The sequence below is a fragment of the Aeromicrobium senzhongii genome, from assembly GCF_014334735.1.
GTDB lineage: Bacteria > Actinomycetota > Actinomycetes > Propionibacteriales > Nocardioidaceae > Aeromicrobium > Aeromicrobium senzhongii.
In genome coordinates this window covers 1,962,173-1,979,297 of the sequence record NZ_CP060587.1, presented here as the reverse complement: position 1 = coordinate 1,979,297, position 17,125 = coordinate 1,962,173, and the positions used below count along the sequence as shown (strand labels likewise).

Genomic DNA, 17,125 nt, shown 5'->3' with positions numbered 1-17,125 from the left:
AGACGAGTTGCCCTGCGGGCTTGCCAGTGATGGTGGGTTGGTGGTGTGCGTCTGATCCTTGAGAACTCAACAGTGTGCCAAAAGTCGACGAATTATTATCAGTACCCCGGCGGCAAACGAAGGAATTCTGGGCCTTAAGTGGTTTGGTTTTCGCGCGGAGCCGCAGGGACAATTCCGACAACTAATGACTGTCAGCAGTCATAACTTGTCAGGAATCAAATTTTCTAGATGTTGACCATGCTTTCGGGTGTGGGAGATTTTCAACGGAGAGTTTGATCCTGGCTCAGGACGAACGCTGGCGGCGTGCTTAACACATGCAAGTCGAGCGGTAAGGCTCCTTCGGGAGTACACGAGCGGCGAACGGGTGAGTAACACGTGAGTAACCTGCCCCATTCATCGGAATAACCAGTGGAAACGCTGGCTAATGCCGAATACGACCACCGAAGGCATCTTCTGGTGGTGGAAAGCTCCGGCGGAATGGGATGGACTCGCGGCCTATCAGCTTGTTGGTGAGGTAATGGCTCACCAAGGCGACGACGGGTAGCCGGCCTGAGAGGGTGACCGGCCACACTGGGACTGAGACACGGCCCAGACTCCTACGGGAGGCAGCAGTGGGGAATATTGGACAATGGGCGAAAGCCTGATCCAGCAACGCCGCGTGAGGGATGACGGCCTTCGGGTTGTAAACCTCTTTCAGCAGGGACGAAGCGAAAGTGACGGTACCTGCAGAAGAAGGACCGGCCAACTACGTGCCAGCAGCCGCGGTAATACGTAGGGTCCGAGCGTTGTCCGGAATTATTGGGCGTAAAGGGCTCGTAGGCGGTTTGTCACGTCGGAAGTGAAAACTCAGGGCTCAACCCTGAGCGTGCTTACGATACGGGCAAACTAGAGGTATGCAGGGGAGAACGGAATTCCTGGTGTAGCGGTGGAATGCGCAGATATCAGGAGGAACACCGGTGGCGAAGGCGGTTCTCTGGGCATTACCTGACGCTGAGGAGCGAAAGCATGGGGAGCGAACAGGATTAGATACCCTGGTAGTCCATGCCGTAAACGTTGGGCGCTAGGTGTGGGGACCTTCCACGGTCTCCGTGCCGCAGCTAACGCATTAAGCGCCCCGCCTGGGGAGTACGGCCGCAAGGCTAAAACTCAAAGGAATTGACGGGGGCCCGCACAAGCGGCGGAGCATGCTGATTAATTCGATGCAACGCGAAGAACCTTACCTGGGTTTGACATATGCCGGAAACGCCTAGAGATAGGCGCCCCCTTGTGGTCGGTATACAGGTGGTGCATGGCTGTCGTCAGCTCGTGTCGTGAGATGTTGGGTTAAGTCCCGCAACGAGCGCAACCCTCGTCCTATGTTGCCAGCACGTAATGGTGGGGACTCATAGGAGACTGCCGGGGTCAACTCGGAGGAAGGTGGGGATGACGTCAAGTCTTCATGCCCCTTATGTCCAGGGCTTCAAGCATGCTACAATGGCCGGTACAATGGGCTGCGAAACCGCGAGGTGGAGCGAATCCCAAAAAGCCGGTCTCAGTTCGGATTGGGGTCTGCAACTCGACCCCATGAAGTCGGAGTCGCTAGTAATCGCAGATCAGCAACGCTGCGGTGAATACGTTCCCGGGCCTTGTACACACCGCCCGTCACGTCATGAAAGTCGGCAACACCCGAAGCCAGTGGCCCAACCGTTTACGGAGGGAGCTGTCGAAGGTGGGGCTGGCGATTGGGACGAAGTCGTAACAAGGTAGCCGTACCGGAAGGTGCGGCTGGATCACCTCCTTTCTAAGGAGCATCTGGCTCCCTCGTGGAGTCCAGGCGGACTCGTTCGTCAGCAAATGTCTGACGCGGTCCAGCTCACTAGTGGACGTCGACTATTTGGCTTGTCGCCGGCGGAACATCGTCAGTACTGCTCCTCTTCGGGGGAGCGTGGAAACTCGGTGGGACACGGCGTCAACTCAGGCACACTGTTGGGTCCTGAGGGATCAGCATCTAATGTTGGATTCCTCGGACCGTACACCCCACGAACCACATGATTCTTCGGAATGATGTAGGCGTGGAAATTTGTACGGGACCGATCGTATTTTGAGAACTTCACAGTGGACGCGAGCATCTTTGTAGTAATAACAAGCTACTAAGTGCACATGGTGGATGCCTTGGCATCGAGAGCCGATGAAGGACGTTGGAGTCTGCGAAAAGCCCCGGGGAGTTGACAACCGAGCTGTGATCCGGGGGTGTCCGAATGGGGAAACCCACTCAGAGGAAAGTCTGAGTACCTGCGCCTGAACACATAGGGCGTTTGGAGGGAACGTGGGGAAGTGAAACATCTCAGTACCCACAGGAAGAGAAAACAATAGTGATTCCGGTAGTAGTGGCGAGCGAAACCGGACCTAGGCTAAACCTTGGGTGTGTGATAGCCGGCAGGCGTTGCATCCAGGGGTTGTGGGACCGCACAGATTGTTCTGCCGAGCAGTCAAAGAGTCATAAACCATGAGTGAAGGTGAAACCGACTGGAAAGTCGTGACATAGAGGGTGAGATCCCCGTAACCGTAAGCTCATGGCTCTTGTGCGTCATCCCGAGTAACACCGAACCCCTGAAATTCGGTGTGAATCTGGCGGGACCACCCGCTAAGCCTAAATACTCCTCGATGACCGATAGCGGACTAGTACCGTGAGGGAAAGGTGAAAAGTACCCCGGGAGGGGAGTGAAATAGTACCTGAAACCGTGTGCATACAATCCGTTGGAGCTGTTCCTTAGGGAATTGTGACAGCGTGCCTTTTGAAGAATGAGCCTGCGAGTTAGCGTTGTGTAGCAAGGTTAAGGCGAGTGCCGTAGCCGTAGCGAAAGCGAGTCCGAATAGGGCGCTTGAGTTGCACGATCTAGACCCGAAGCGGAGTGATCTATCCATGGCCAGGTTGAAGCGCGGGTAAGACCGCGTGGAGGACCGAACCCACCTAGGTTAAAAACTGGGGGATGAGCTGTGGATAGGGGTGAAAGGCCAATCAAACTCCGTGATAGCTGGTTCTCCCCGAAATGCATTTAGGTGCAGCGTCACGCGTTTCTTACCGGAGGTAGAGCACTGGATGGGCTAGGGGGCCTACAAGCTTACTGAACTCAACCAAACTCCGAATGCCGGTAAGTGAGAGCGTGGCAGTGAGACAGTGGGGGATAAGCTCCATTGTCGAGAGGGAAACAGCCCAGACCATCAGCTAAGGTCCCAAAGCGATTGCTAAGTGGAAAAGGATGTGGAGTCGCAGAGACAACCAGGAGGTTGGCTTAGAAGCAGCCACCCTTGAAAGAGTGCGTAATAGCTCACTGGTCAAGTAATTCCGCGCCGACAATTTAGCGGGGCTCAAGCAATCCACCGAAGCTATGGGATTCACACATGAGGTAGGCCTTCGTGGTCCAGCCGTGTGGATCGGTAGGGGAGCGTCGTGTCGCGAGCGAAGCGGCGGGGTAACCCAGCCGTGGATGCGACACGAGTGAGAATGCAGGCATGAGTAGCGAATGAAGAGTGAGAAACTCTTCCACCGAATGACCAAGGGTTCCAGGGTCAAGCTAATCTTCCCTGGGTAAGTCGGGACCTAAGGCGAGGCCGACAGGCGTAGTCGATGGACAACGGGTTGATATTCCCGTACCGGCGTTGAATCGCCCATGCTGAATCCAGTGATGCTAAGTGCCCGAAACCGCACCTTCCGTCTCTTCGGAGACAATGGTGCGGCAGAGCGCATGACCCGATCTGGTAGTAGGCAAGCAATGGTGTGACGCAGGAAGGTAGCTCATCCGTGGCGATGGTAGTCCACGGGTAAGGTCGTAGGACGAGTGATAGGCAAATCCGTCACTCATATGTCTGAGAGCCGATGCCACCCGCTTAGCGGAGTGTGAGTGATCCTATGCTGCCGAGAAAAGCATCTAGCGAGATTCAAAGCCGCCCGTACCCCAAACCGACTCAGGTGGTCAAGTAGAGAATACTAAGGTGATCGAGAGAATCATGGTTAAGGAACTCGGCAAAATGCCCCCGTAACTTCGGGAGAAGGGGGGCCGGATGCGTTATCAGACTTGCTCTGAGAAGCGTTGAAGGCCGCAGAGACCAGGCCCAAGCGACTGTTTACTAAAAACACAGGTCCATGCTAAGTCGAAAGACGCCGTATATGGACTGACTCCTGCCCGGTGCTGGAAGGTTAAGGGGACGTGTTAGCGCAAGCGAAGCACAGAACTTAAGCCCCAGTAAACGGCGGTGGTAACTATAACCATCCTAAGGTAGCGAAATTCCTTGTCGGGTAAGTTCCGACCTGCACGAATGGAGTAACGACTTGGGCGCTGTCTCAACCATGAACTCGGCGAAATTGCACTACGAGTAAAGATGCTCGTTACGCGCGGCAGGACGGAAAGACCCCGGGACCTTTACTATAGTTTGGTATTGGTGTTTGGTTCGACTTGTGTAGGATAGGTGGGAGACTGTGAAGCTTGGACGCCAGTTCAGGTGGAGTCAACGTTGAAATACCACTCTGGTCGTACTAGATATCTAACCTAGGTCCGTTATCCGGATCAGGGACAGTGCCTGATGGGTAGTTTAACTGGGGCGGTTGCCTCCTAAAATGTAACGGAGGCGCTCAAAGGTTCCCTCAGCCTGGTTGGCAATCAGGTTTCGAGTGTAAGTGCACAAGGGAGCTTGACTGTGAGAGTGACAGCTCGAGCAGGGACGAAAGTCGGAACTAGTGATCCGGCGCTGGCATGTGGAAGCGGCGTCGCTCAACGGATAAAAGGTACCCCGGGGATAACAGGCTGATCTTCCCCAAGAGTCCATATCGACGGGATGGTTTGGCACCTCGATGTCGGCTCGTCGCATCCTGGGGCCGTAGCAGGTCCCAAGGGTTGGGCTGTTCGCCCATTAAAGCGGCACGCGAGCTGGGTTTAGAACGTCGTGAGACAGTTCGGTCCCTATCCGCCGCGCGCGTAGGAAACTTGAGAAAGGCTGCCCCTAGTACGAGAGGACCGGGGTGGACGAACCTCTGGTGTGCCAGTTGTTCTGCCAAGAGCACGGCTGGTTGGCTACGTTCGGAAGTGATAACCGCTGAAAGCATCTAAGCGGGAAGCATGTTTCAAGATGAGGTTTCCCACTGGTTAACCAGGTAAGGCCCCCAGCAGACCACTGGGTTGATAGGCCGGAAGTAGAAGTGCAGCAATGCATGGAGCTGACCGGTACTAATAGGCCGAGGGCTTGTTTCTTACAAAGTTTGACCGCGTCCACTGTGAGGTTCCCGAGATATGATCGGGAGCCAGACTCGAAAGAGTCACCAAGGCTTGTTGATATCTCTATAGAGTTTCGGCGACCATGGCGAAGGGGAAATACCCGGTAACATTCCGAACCCGGAAGTCAAGCCCTTCAGCGCCGATGGTACTGCACTGGAGACGGTGTGGGAGAGTAGGACGTCGCCGGACAATCATTAGCGCGAGGCCGCTCCCTTTGGGAGCGGCCTTGCTGCATTTGTGCCCCTATCGTGAGGGCACACCTCGCGGAAGGACCCGAGAACATGGCTGAATCACGCAACCCCGCCGGCCGAGGCCGCAACAACAACAGCGGCGGCTCCCGCAGCGGCGGCGGCCGCCCCAACACCAGCAGCGGATCCCGCAGCGGCGGCACCTCGCGTCCCAGCAGCAGCGGCAGCAGCCGGCCCTCCAGCAGCGGCGGCAAGCCCACTGGCTCCGGATCGCGCCCCACCAGCAGCGGCAGCGGATCGCGCAGCGGCGGCAGCAACTCCCGCCCGGCCACCGGCGGCCCCCGCACCCCCGGCTCTGGCGCCCGCCGCAACTCCGACCGACCCGGCACCAACCGCCCCGCCGGCCCGCGCTCGACCACCGGCAACCGCCCCACCACCGGCGGCCCCAACCGCGACCGCCGCGCCTCCGGACCGGACCGCTCCGACGCCCAGAAGACCTACGACGGCCCCCCGATCCCCGACGACGTCTCAGCCAAAGACCTCGACAAGTTCGCCCGCCAAGAGCTCCAAGGCCTGCCCGACAAACTCGCCGACAAAGTCGCCCGACACCTCGTCATGGCCGGCATCCTGCTCCACGAAGACCCCGAACTGGCCCACAAACACGCCCTCGCCGCCCGCGCCCGCGCCATGCGCGTCGGCCTGGTCCGCGAAGCCACCGGCGAAACCGCCTACGCCCTGGGCAACTGGGCCGAAGCCCTCGCCGAGTTCCGCGCCGCCAAACGCATGACCGGCCGCGGCATCTACGCCCCCATGATGGCCGACGCCGAACGCGCCCTCGGCCGCCCCGAAAAAGCCCTCGAATACGACACCCCCGCCACCCGCGCCGCCCTCGACGAAGCCGGCAACACCGAACTCACCATCGTCATCGCCGGCGCCCGCCGCGACCTGGGCCAAACCGACGCCGCCCTGCAACTCCTCGAATCCGAACCCCTCAACACCAAAAGCCGCCACGACTGGATCACCCGCCTGCGCTACGCCTACGCCGACACCCTCGCCGCAGCCGGACGCACCCAAGAAGCCATCACCTGGTTCCACCGCGTCGCCGGCACCGACACCCACGGACTCACCGACGCCCAAGACCGCATCAACCAACTCGAAAACTGACGCGGTCCACAGGTCCGGCGCGCGAGGAGCGCGGCGTCCACAGCCTGCTCACCGCCCCTGTCGGTGGCGCCGTGGCGCGGTCAGTCTGGCTGTATGACCGATGCCGACAACCACGTCCTCCTGCGCGGCCGTGTCGCCGACGTGGCGGAACGACGGACGCTGCCCAGTGGGGACGAGATCGTCTCCTTCCGCCTGATCGTCGATCGCAGTGCGGCGGCACGCCGTCGTTCGTCCCAGAGCGTCGACACCTTCGACTGTTCTGCCTGGACGGCGCGGCTCCGTGCCAAGGCCGGCCGGCTCGGTCCGGGGGACCGGGTCGAGGTCAGCGGCGAGCTCCGACGGCTCTTCTCCCGCAACGGTTCTGGGGTATCCAGTCGCGTCTACGTCGACCTCGGGTCGCTGACCCGGCTGCCTGAGTCCCCGGTAGCCTCGAACGCATGACCTTGGCCGCGACCGACAGCCCTCTGATCGCGTCCCATGACGCGGTCCTGCTCGACCTCGACGGGGTGGTCTACCGCGGTGGTGACGCCGTTCCCGGTGCCGTCGAGGCACTGACGTCGGTCGAGGGAGCGCGGTTGGCCTACCTCACCAACAACGCCAACCGCCCGCCCTCCGCGGTGGCGGACCACCTGCGAGACCTCGGGCTCACGGTCACCGTCGACGACATCGTGACCTCGGCCCAGGCGATCGCGGGCGTCATGGCGCACGACCTGCCCGCAGGCGCGACCGTGTTCGCGATCGGCGGAGAAGGACTGCGCACCGCGCTGAAGGAGCGCGGTCTCGTCCCGGTCGATGATCGTCACGCCCCCGAGGTGGCTGCGGTCGTCCAGGGATATGCGCCGCAGCTCGGGTGGCGTGATCTGGCCGAGGCCGCCTACGCGATCGAGACCGGACTGCCCTGGTACGCCAGCAACACCGACCTGACCATCCCCACCGCAGAGGGCATCGCGCCGGGCAACGGCGCGCTCGTCCATGCCGTGGGACTGGCCGTGGGGCGCGAGCCCGTCGTCGCGGGCAAGCCGTATGCGCCACTGTTCGAGGAGACGATCGCACGCATCTCGCCGGGGGCCCCGCTCATGGTGGGGGACCGGCTCGACACCGACATCAGTGGTGCGCGCCGGGCATCGATTCCCTCCCTGTTCGTCCTCACCGGCGTCAGCTCGCTGGCCGACGTCGTCAACGCGGCCGAGGACGAGCTTCCCGACTACGTGGGGCTTGACCTGTCCGCCCTGCACGACGCGCATCCCGAGGTCGTCGTCGAAGGTGACCGAGCCACCTGCGGATCGGCATCGGCCGAGATCGCCGACGGCGTGCTCCGGGTCGCGACGAGCGGGGGTCCGACCGAGACCCTCCGCGCGGTGGTGGCGCTCGGCTGGGCCGCGCGCGCCGAATCAGGGATCACCGTGACCGTCGATGCGACAATCGGGGCATGATGAGCGAACCCACGCCGGCCGGCGACGACCGTCCGGACGCTGCCACGACCGACGAGGCCGTCGCACTGCTGGCTGCGCTCGACGACCTCGACGTGGCCGAGCACCCGCAGGTGTTCGAAGCCGTCCACCGGGTGCTGCGCGACCACCTCGCCGGAACCCCCGGGGACCGAGGGTGAGTCGATGAGCCGCCGGGTGCGGCTCGATGCCGAGCTGGTGCGCCGCGGACTGGCACGCTCACGCGACCAGGCCGCGGGACTCATCGAACAGGGACGGGTGCTCGTCGGCGGAAATGCCGCGAGCAAGCCGGCCACCCAGGTCACCACCGACCAGGCGATCGTCGTCCGTGACGGCGACGATCCCGGCTGGGCCTCGCGCGGAGCGCACAAGCTCCTCGGGGCGTTGGAGGTCTTCGAGCCGCAGGGCCTGCGCGTCGAAGGACGGCGCGCGCTCGATGCCGGGGCGTCCACCGGTGGATTCACCGACGTGCTGCTGCGCCGCGGGGTCAGCGAGGTCGTCGCCGTCGACGTCGGCTACGGCCAGCTGGTCTGGGCGCTGCAGTCCGATCCGCGGGTCCACGTCTTCGACCGGACGAACGTCCGTGCCATCGACACCGAGCTCATCGGCGGGCCGGTCGACCTGGTCGTCTCGGACCTGTCCTTCATCTCACTCACGTTGGTGCTGCCCGCCCTCATGCGGGTGTGCCGACCCGAGGGCGACATGGTGCTGATGGTCAAGCCCCAGTTCGAGGTCGGCCGCGAGAACCTCGGCAAGAACGGCGTCGTTCGCGACCCGGAGCTGCACGCGTCCGCGGTCCACGGGGTCACCACCGCCGCCTGGGCAGGCGGCTGGGGAACCCGGGGTCTCGCGCCCAGTCCGTTGCCCGGACCTGCCGGCAATGTCGAGTACTTTTGTTGGCTCAGGACCGACGCGCCGGCCCCGGACGAGGCAGCGGCGCGCGCCGCGGTCGCTGCGGGCCCGTTGTCGGTCGGGAACCAGAAGGAAGGAAGCGGATCATGAGGAGCGTGCTGCTCGCGGTCCACGTCCTGCGGGACGGGGCTCCCAAGCTCGCCGCCGACTTCGCGAGGTCGTTGCAGGCCGCCGGGATCGAGGTGCGGGCGCTCACCGACGAGGTCGGGTACCTCGAGGCGGCCGGGGCGGTCGACCTGGTGGCCGTGGCCGCGACACCGGGTGCCGCCACCGACTGCGAGCTCGCGGTCGTCTTCGGTGGGGACGGCACGATCCTGCGCGCCGCCGAGCTGTGCCGCGGCACGGGAACGCCGCTCCTGGGCGTGAACCTCGGCCACGTCGGCTTCCTGGCCGAGGCCGACGAGGAGGACCTGGCCGACGTCGCCCGCCACGTCATCGCCGGCGGTCTGACCGTCGAGGAGCGACTCACCGTCGACGTCCAGGTCTTCCACAACGGCGAGATGGTCGCCACGAACTGGGCCCTGAACGAGGCCTCCGTCGAGAAGGCCTCCCGTGAGCGGATGCTCGAGGTCGTCGTCGAGATCGACGGCCGGCCCGTCTCGCGCATGGGATGCGACGGTGTCGTGTGCGCCACGCCGACGGGCTCCACCGCCTACAACTTCAGTGCCGGGGGACCGGTCGTGTGGCCCGAGGTGTCGGCCCTGCTGATGGTGCCGATCAGCGCCCACGCCCTGTTCGCCCGCCCGATGGTGGTCTCGCCCGAGTCCACGCTGGCGGTCGAGGTCGTCGGACACGCGGCGTCGGGGATCCTGTGGTGCGACGGGCGTCGCGCCGCCGAGCTGCCGATCGGCGCCCGGGTCGAGGTGCGTCGCGGTGTCGAGCCCGTGCGGCTCGCTCGTGTCCATCCCGCCTCCTTCGCCGACCGGCTCGTGCGCAAGTTCGAGCTTCCCGTCGCCGGCTGGCGCGGATCGTCCGGTGCGGCTCGCCGGGCCGCGGAGGACCGCTGATGTGGCGTTATCTCCGACTCGAGTCGCTCGGCGTCATCGAGGAGGCCGAGCTCGACCTCGGTCCCGGCTTCACGGTCATCACCGGCGAGACCGGTGCCGGCAAGACCATGGTCGTGACGGCGCTGGGTCTGCTGCGTGGTGAGCGGGCCGACCTGGCCCTCGTCCGCCGGGGCGCGGAGCGCGCCCGCATCGAGGCGTCGGTCCTGGCGACGCCCGAGGTGGCGGCCCTCGTCGAGGAGGCGGGCGGCCACGTCGACGACGACGAGCTCGTGCTCGCCCGCGTCCTGACCAGTCAGGGCCGCAGCCGCGCGCTGGCCGGTGGTTCGACCGTCCCGGCGGCGTTGCTGTCGCGCCTGGCCGACTCGTTGGTGGCCGTGCACGGCCAGTCCGACCAGCAGCGCCTGGTCCGGCCCCAGGAGCAGCGCGGAGCCCTCGACCGGTTCGCCGGCAGCGCGGTCGCCGACCTGCTCGAGCGGTACCGCCCGGCGTACGAGCGTCTGCGCGAGCTGCAGGCGCGGTTGACCGACCTGCGCACCCACGCCGGCGAGCGCCTGCAGCGGCTGGACCTCCTGCGGCACGCCCTGGACGAGATCGACGCCGTCGACCCCCAGTCGGGGGAGGACGAGGAGCTCGTCCAGCGCGAGAACCGTCTCGCCCACGCCGAGTCGCTCGCCGCTGCCGCGGCGGGTGCGTCGACCGTGTTGTCGGAGGACGAGCACTCCGCTGCCGCCGCGATCGCCGCGGCCCAGTCGGTGGTCGATCCCGTGACCGGCAACGACCCGCGGATCGAGGCACTGGCCGAGCGACTCAAGCGCGCCTCCATCGACCTGACCGACATCGCCTCGGAGTTCGCCGCGTACGCCGCCGACATCGAGCTGGACCCCAGCGGCCTGGCCGCGGTCCAGGACCGTCGCGCCGCGTTGACCGCCCTGCAGCGCCGGTACGGCCCGAGTCTGGACGAGGTCATCGCGTGGGCCGAGCGCGCCCGTGCCGAGGTCCTCGAGCTGGATCTGGACGACACCGCGATCGAGCGCCTGGAGGAGGACGTCCGGACCACGCGGGAGACCGTCGTGGACCTCGCCCGGCAGTTGACGGAGGCCAGGACGAGCGCGGCTGAGCAGCTGTCCCGCGAGGTCGGCGCCGAGCTGGCCGACCTGGCCCTGCCCTCGGCCCAACTCGAGGTGCGGGTGGTGCGCGGCGAGCCCGGTCCCCACGGGGCCGACGACGTCGACATCTGGTTCGCCGCCAACAGCGGGGCCGAGCCCCGGCCGCTGGCGCGGGCCGCCAGTGGTGGAGAGCTGTCCCGGCTCATGCTCGCGATCGAGGTCGTCCTGGCCGGTCGCGACCCGGTGCCCACCCTGGTCTTCGACGAGGTCGATGCCGGGATCGGCGGGCGCACCGCCGTGGAGGTCGGCCGGCGGCTGGCGCGGCTGGCGCAACACGCGCAGGTCATCGCCGTCACGCACCTGCCGCAGGTCGCGGCGTTCGCCGACGCGCACTTCATCGTCAGCAAGTCCGACGACGGCACGGTCACCAGCAGCAGCGTGATCCGGCTCGACCAGTCGGGCCGGGTCGACGAGCTCGCTCGGATGCTGGCGGGTCTGGACGATTCCTCCGCCGCGCAGCAGCACGCCCGCGAGCTGCTCGACCTGGCCCGCACTCCCTGAGCCCGACCTTTTCCCCGACCCCTCGGCGTGTCGAGGTTGAACTCTCATCGTTCGCCGGTTGCATGGAAGGCATCATGCCCATCTTGAAGCGCAGGAATCCTGCCGTGCCCGACGGGCCCGGCGTCGTCGGACCGGCGCGACTGTGTCGCGGACCCGCGGACCTCTCGTCCGTTCGTTCGGGGGACGTCGTGGTGCTGGACCAGCTCGACCTCGAGGCCGACACCGCCCAGTCGCTCGTCGACCGGGGCGTCGCCGCGGTCCTCAACGTCTCGCCGTCGTCGTCCGGCCGGTACCCGAACCTCGGGCCCCAGGTGCTGGTCGACGCCGGCGTCCTGCTGGTGGACCGGGTGGGCGAGGGCCTGTGGCAGACGCTGCGCAGCGGTGACGTCGTGCGGATCGACGAGGGGGTGGTGCTCCGGGGAGAGGACACCGTCGCCACCGGCATCGAGATGACGCCGTCCCGGGTCCGCGACCAGGTGGAGTCCGCGTCCTCCGGCCTGTCCCACCAGCTCGACTCGATCGTGACGAACGCGGCCGACACGTTGCGTCGCGACCGCGCAATGCTGCTGGAGGGCGCTGGCATTCCGGCCGTGGCCACCACCATCAAGGACCGTCCGGTGGTCATCGTGGCGGATGCGCCGGACGCGGCCCGGGACCTCAAGTCGATCCGCGCCTTCATCCATGACCACGATCCGGTGCTGGTCGGCGTCGGCGCCGGTGCCGAGCACCTGATCGCCGCCGGTCTGCGGCCCCATCTGGTCGTGGGCCGGGCGGACGACATCTCCGGACGCATGATCGAGCGATCCGGGGAGGTCGTGATCGTGTCGGCCACCGGTCACCTCGACCGTCCCGAGCTGTTCGAGGCGCACGGCCGCCAGCCGGTCGTGTTCACGGCTGCGGGCGCACCCGAGAATCTCGCCGTCCTGCTGGCGGACCACCACGAGGCTGCGGTCATCGTGCAGGTCGGGCGCCCGTCCCGACTCGTCGACATCGTCGACGGCGACACCGCCGACGCCGCCGGGACCTTCATCGCGCGTCTGCGCGCCGGCTCGCGGGTGGTCGACGCCCACGCCGTCGCCTGGTTCGCGCGCCAGCGGTTGAGCTGGCTGACGCCGTTCCTGCTGCTGCTGGCGGGTGTCCTCGCGGTCGCGGTCGCCGTCGCCACTACCCCTCTCGGTCATGAGTGGCTCGCGCCCGTGACCGACCGTTTCTCCTCCTGGATCGAAGGACTCTTCTCGTGATCACTCTGCGTTACCACGTCATCTCCCTGGCCGCCGTGCTGCTGGCACTCGCCGCCGGCATCGCGCTGGGGGCGGGCCTGCTCGACGAGAGCGACGCCGTGACGACCGCCTCCGACTCGAACCGGGCCGAGGTGAGTCCCGCCCTGGCGGGTTTCGACGCGGGGTACGCCACGCTGACGTCGCCGGGTCTGCTGCGCGACAAGCTCAAGGGCCGGACCGTGCTGCTGCTGACCACGCCCGGCGCGCGCGACAACGAGGTCGACTCGTTGATCGAGAACCTCACGACCTCCGGGGCGCAGGTCACCGGGCAGGTCGAGCTGACCGCCAAGCTGCTCTCGCCCTCCAACCGCCAGTTCGCCGAGGGCGTCGCGACGCAGTCGGACCCGCAGGCGGCCACCGCCTCGAGCGCGTACGACAAGATCGGCACCGCGATCGCCCGGGGCTATCTGGCCGCCAAGGGCGACGGCGCGCTCGATGAGACGTCGCGCACGATCCGCTCGGCCTTCGTCGAGGGCGGACTGCTCGACCCCGACCAGGATCCCGACCGCTCCGCGCAGCTGGCGCTGGTCGTGTCCGGTCCGTCCGGCGCGTCGGCCGGGGGAGAGGGCACCGTCGTCTCCAGCCTCGTCACGAGCCTGGACGCCGGCAGCCAGGGCGTCGCCGTGGTCGGCCCCGTCTCGTCCGGCGAGAACGGTGTGGTCAACGCGGTCCGCGGCAGCGACGCCGCCGCGAACGTCTCGACCGTCGACGTCACCGACACCGGCACGGGACGCGTGTCCGCCATCTTGGCGCTGGTGCGTGAGGCGGCCGGTCAATCGGGCGCCTGGGGCACGTCGCGGGCCGCGGACGGCCCGGTGCCGAACTGAGCACTCTCGGCGCGTCCCGCGTGCGCGGTCCGCGCGGTGCTCGCTCGATGGTAGGCTGGAGTTCCGTGGAACCCAGAGTCGAATCGATCCTCACGGACGGTTCCTCAGACCACGGGTGCGGCCGCAGGCACCGCCCGGTTCCTCACTCGAATCGGAACCACGGGAGTCACGTTGGCAGTTAACACCGTCACCAAGCACGTCTTCGTCACGGGCGGTGTCGTCTCGTCGCTCGGCAAGGGCTTGACCGCGTCGAGCCTCGGCCGGTTGCTCAAGTCGCGCGGCCTGCGCGTCACGATGCAGAAGCTCGACCCCTACCTCAACGTCGATCCCGGAACGATGAACCCGTTCCAGCACGGCGAGGTCTTCGTCACCGACGACGGTGCCGAGACCGACCTCGACATCGGCCACTACGAGCGCTTCCTCGACGAGGACCTCGTCGGCCGCGCGAACGTCACGACCGGTCAGGTCTACTCCGACGTCATCGCCCGTGAGCGTCGCGGCGACTACCTCGGCGACACCGTGCAGGTCATCCCGCACATCACGAACGAGATCAAGGACCGGATGCTCTCGATGGGCGGCCCGGACGTCGACGTCGTGATCCACGAGATCGGCGGCACGGTCGGCGACATCGAGAGCCAGCCGTTCCTGGAGTCGGCCCGTCAGGTCCGCCAGGAGGTGGGCCGCAACAACGTCTTCTTCCTGCACGTCTCGTTGATCCCGTACATCGGCCCCGCGGGCGAGCTCAAGACCAAGCCCACCCAGCACTCGGTCGCAGCGCTGCGCTCGATCGGCATCCAGCCCGATGCCATCGTGTGCCGCTCGGACCGTCCCGTGCCGGCCGGCGTCAAGCGCAAGATCTCGCTGATGTGCGACGTCGACGAGGACGCGGTGGTCACGGCCATCGACGCCCCGTCGATCTACGACATCCCGAAGGTGCTGCACGCCGAAGGCCTCGACGCCTACGTCGTGCGCCGCCTCGACCTGCCCTTCCGCGACGTCGACTGGACCGAGTGGGACTCCCTCCTGCGCCGGGTCCACGACCCGTCCGAGGAGATCACGATCGCGCTGGTCGGCAAGTACATCGACCTGCCCGACGCGTACCTGTCGGTGGCCGAGGCGCTGCGCGCCGGCGGCTTCGCCAACGACGTGAAGGTCCGCCTGCGCTGGGTGCCGTCGGACGAGTGCGCGACCGAGGCCGGCGCCGCCGAGCAGCTCGGCGACGTCGACGGCATCTGTGTGCCGGGCGGCTTCGGCATCCGCGGCATCGAGGGCAAGCTGGGCGCGCTGACGTACGCCCGCACCCACCAGATCCCGACGCTCGGGCTCTGCCTGGGCCTGCAGTGCATGGTCATCGAGTACGCACGGACCGAGCTCGGCATCGAGGATGCGAGCTCGTCGGAGTTCGATCCCGCGACCGAGCACCCGGTCATCGCCACGATGGCCGAGCAGCAGGAGTTCGTCGAGGGCGCCGGCGATCTCGGCGGCACCATGCGACTGGGCCTGTACCCGGCCAGCCTCAAGGCCGGCAGCATCGTCAGCGAGCTGTACGGCTCGGACAAGGTCGAGGAGCGGCACCGTCACCGCTACGAGGTCAACAACGCGTACCGCAAGCCCCTCGAGGAGGCCGGCATGGTCTTCTCGGGCACGTCGCCGGACTCGACCCTGGTCGAGTTCGTCGAGCTGCCGCGTGAGGTGCACCCGTTCTACGTGGCCACGCAGGCCCACCCGGAGCTGCGCTCGCGTCCGACGCGCTCGCACCCGCTGTTCTCGGGCCTGATCGCGGCGGCGCTGAAGCGCAAGCTCGAGATGCGGCTGCCGGTCGAGAACGTATGAGGGACGCAGCCGGTGAGTGAGTCGATGGTTCACCCGCGGCTGCCCGGTCGTCTCGCGACGTCGTTGCGCCCGCCGGAGACGCACTGGCCCGTCGCCGCGTCCGAGGTCGGGTTCCACAACGACTACCTGACACTCACGGTCGACACGATCGTGGCGCCCGATCAGGGGCGTCACGGTCGCGTCGTGGTCCGGCCCAAGAGCGCGGTGGCCGTCGCGGCGGTCGATGAGCAGCGCCGCATCCTGCTGGTCGAGCAGTACCGGCATGCGCAAGGTGGTCGGCTGCTCGAGATCCCGGCCGGGATCATGGACGTCGAGGGCGAGTCGGCCCAGGTGGCGGCCGCGCGGGAGTTGGCCGAGGAGACCGACCTGCTGGCCGACACGTGGCACGAGCTGCTGACCCTCGCGCCCACCGTCGGGTACTCGACCGAGCGCATCACCGTCTTCCGGGCCACGGACCTGCGGCCCGTGCCCGACGCGGATCGCACCGTGCGGGAGGCCGAGGAGGCCGACATGGCGCAGTGGTGGGTCGACGTCGAGGAGGCCGTGGCAGCCTGCTTCGACGGCCGGATCATCGACGCCAAGACGATCGTCGCCATCTTGGCGGTGGCCCGGACGTGAGCGAGGCGGCGGTCGAGCGCGTCGTGGCCGAGTACCTGTCCCACCTCGGGGTGGAGCGGGGACTGGCCGAGAACACGCTCGCCTCGTACCGCCGCGACCTGCGTCGCTACGCCGCGTTCCTGGTGGACCGCGGACTGACCGATCCCGCCGCGATCACCGAGGCGGACGTCACGGCCTTCGCCGCCGCGCTCCGCACCGGCGACGAGGACCACCCGCCGCTGGGCACGTCGAGCGTCGCCCGCACCATCGTCGCGGTCCGGGGCTTCCACAAGTTCTGCCTGCGCGAGCAGATCGTCGCCAACGACGTGAGCTCGGCCGTCCGGCCGCCGCGACCGGCCTCCCGGCTGCCGAAGGCCCTGCCGCTCGAGGACGTCGAGGCGCTCCTGGTCGCGGCGGGGGAGCCCGGGACCGCGTTGGCGCTGCGCGACCGTGCCCTGCTGGAGGTGCTCTACGGGACGGGAGCGCGGATCTCCGAGGCCGTCGGCCTGGACGTGGACGACGTCGACCTCGACCAGTCCTCCGTCCTTCTGACGGGCAAGGGTTCGAAGCAGCGCATCGTTCCGCTCGGGTCCTTCGCGCGCGACGCCCTCGAGGCGTACCTGACGAAGGCGCGTCCGCACCTCACCGCGGCGACGGGCAGCGGTCCGGCGATGTTCCTCAACGCGCGCGGCGGACGGCTCTCGCGACAGAGCGCCTGGACCGTGCTGACGAAGGCCGCGCGCCGTGCCGGCCTGACGGTCGACGTGTCGCCGCACACCTTGCGTCACTCCTTCGCCACCCACCTGCTCGACGGCGGGGCCGACGTCCGGGTCGTGCAGGAACTGCTCGGTCACGCCTCCGTCACGACGACGCAGATCTACACCCTGGTGACGATCGACAAGTTGCGCGAGACGTACGCGGCGTCCCATCCCCGGGCGCTGGGGTGAGCGGTA

General features: G+C 66.5%; 12 protein-coding genes and 3 rRNA genes. All 15 read left to right on the top strand.

The genetic code is table 11. The features are described from left to right. Window positions 1-260 precede the first annotated feature (260 nt). The 15 genes from H9L21_RS09830 (at window position 261) to xerD (ending at window position 17,119) form a co-directional block, all read left to right on the top strand. Window positions 261-1,780 (top strand): 16S ribosomal RNA (locus H9L21_RS09830). Window positions 1,781-2,119: 339 nt separating this feature from the next. Next, window positions 2,120-5,225, top strand: a 23S ribosomal RNA gene (locus H9L21_RS09825). Window positions 5,226-5,321: 96 nt separating this feature from the next. Continuing rightward, window positions 5,322-5,438 (top strand): 5S ribosomal RNA (gene rrf / locus H9L21_RS09820). The 16S, 23S and 5S rRNA genes sit together here, the layout of an rRNA operon. A gap of 92 nt (window positions 5,439-5,530) precedes the next feature. Further along, window positions 5,531-6,601: a tetratricopeptide repeat protein gene (locus H9L21_RS09815; protein ID WP_154594682.1), complete on the top strand. Its 1,071-nt coding sequence runs from the start codon at window positions 5,531-5,533 to the stop codon at window positions 6,599-6,601. 93 nt (window positions 6,602-6,694) lie between these two features. Further along, window positions 6,695-7,042, top strand: a complete 348-nt coding sequence (locus tag H9L21_RS09810; protein ID WP_154594683.1) for a single-stranded DNA-binding protein — start codon at window positions 6,695-6,697, stop codon at window positions 7,040-7,042. Further along, a complete protein-coding gene (locus H9L21_RS09805) occupies window positions 7,039-8,034 on the top strand; it encodes an HAD-IIA family hydrolase (RefSeq protein ID WP_154594684.1) in 996 nt (331 codons plus the stop codon). The genes H9L21_RS09810 and H9L21_RS09805 overlap by 4 nt, the downstream gene beginning before the upstream one ends. After that, window positions 8,031-8,210 carry a hypothetical protein gene (locus H9L21_RS09800; RefSeq protein WP_154594685.1) on the top strand — a complete coding sequence of 60 codons (180 nt, stop codon included), beginning with the start codon at window positions 8,031-8,033 and terminating at the stop codon, window positions 8,208-8,210. Before H9L21_RS09805 ends, H9L21_RS09800 begins: the two co-directional genes overlap by 4 nt. A gap of 4 nt (window positions 8,211-8,214) precedes the next feature. Next, the gene (locus tag H9L21_RS09795) at window positions 8,215-9,051 is read left to right on the top strand and encodes a TlyA family RNA methyltransferase (RefSeq protein ID WP_154594686.1); all 837 of its coding nucleotides are present in this window, start codon (window positions 8,215-8,217) and stop codon (window positions 9,049-9,051) included. Beyond that, window positions 9,048-9,968 (top strand): NAD kinase, encoded by a 921-nt coding sequence (locus H9L21_RS09790; RefSeq protein ID WP_154594687.1) that lies wholly within the window; start codon window positions 9,048-9,050, stop codon window positions 9,966-9,968. Before H9L21_RS09795 ends, H9L21_RS09790 begins: the two co-directional genes overlap by 4 nt. Continuing rightward, window positions 9,968-11,635: a DNA repair protein RecN gene (gene recN, locus H9L21_RS09785; protein ID WP_154594688.1), complete on the top strand. Its 1,668-nt coding sequence runs from the start codon at window positions 9,968-9,970 to the stop codon at window positions 11,633-11,635. Before H9L21_RS09790 ends, recN begins: the two co-directional genes overlap by 1 nt. Before the next feature lie 74 nt (window positions 11,636-11,709). Then, complete coding sequence (gene steA, locus H9L21_RS09780; protein WP_154594689.1) at window positions 11,710-12,876, top strand: putative cytokinetic ring protein SteA; 1,167 nt, start codon at window positions 11,710-11,712, stop codon at window positions 12,874-12,876. After that, window positions 12,873-13,742 (top strand): copper transporter, encoded by an 870-nt coding sequence (locus H9L21_RS09775; protein WP_187411418.1) that lies wholly within the window; start codon window positions 12,873-12,875, stop codon window positions 13,740-13,742. The genes steA and H9L21_RS09775 overlap by 4 nt, the downstream gene beginning before the upstream one ends. A 171-nt stretch (window positions 13,743-13,913) precedes the next feature. Next, a complete protein-coding gene (pyrG, locus tag H9L21_RS09770) occupies window positions 13,914-15,575 on the top strand; it encodes a CTP synthase (protein WP_154594691.1) in 1,662 nt (553 codons plus the stop codon). 12 nt (window positions 15,576-15,587) lie between these two features. Next, entirely contained in the window at window positions 15,588-16,193 is a 606-nt protein-coding gene (locus H9L21_RS09765; protein ID WP_154594692.1) for an NUDIX domain-containing protein, read from the top strand. Next, complete coding sequence (gene xerD / locus H9L21_RS09760) at window positions 16,190-17,119, top strand: site-specific tyrosine recombinase XerD (RefSeq protein WP_255467027.1); 930 nt, start codon at window positions 16,190-16,192, stop codon at window positions 17,117-17,119. The genes H9L21_RS09765 and xerD overlap by 4 nt, the downstream gene beginning before the upstream one ends. Window positions 17,120-17,125: the final 6 nt, after the last annotated feature.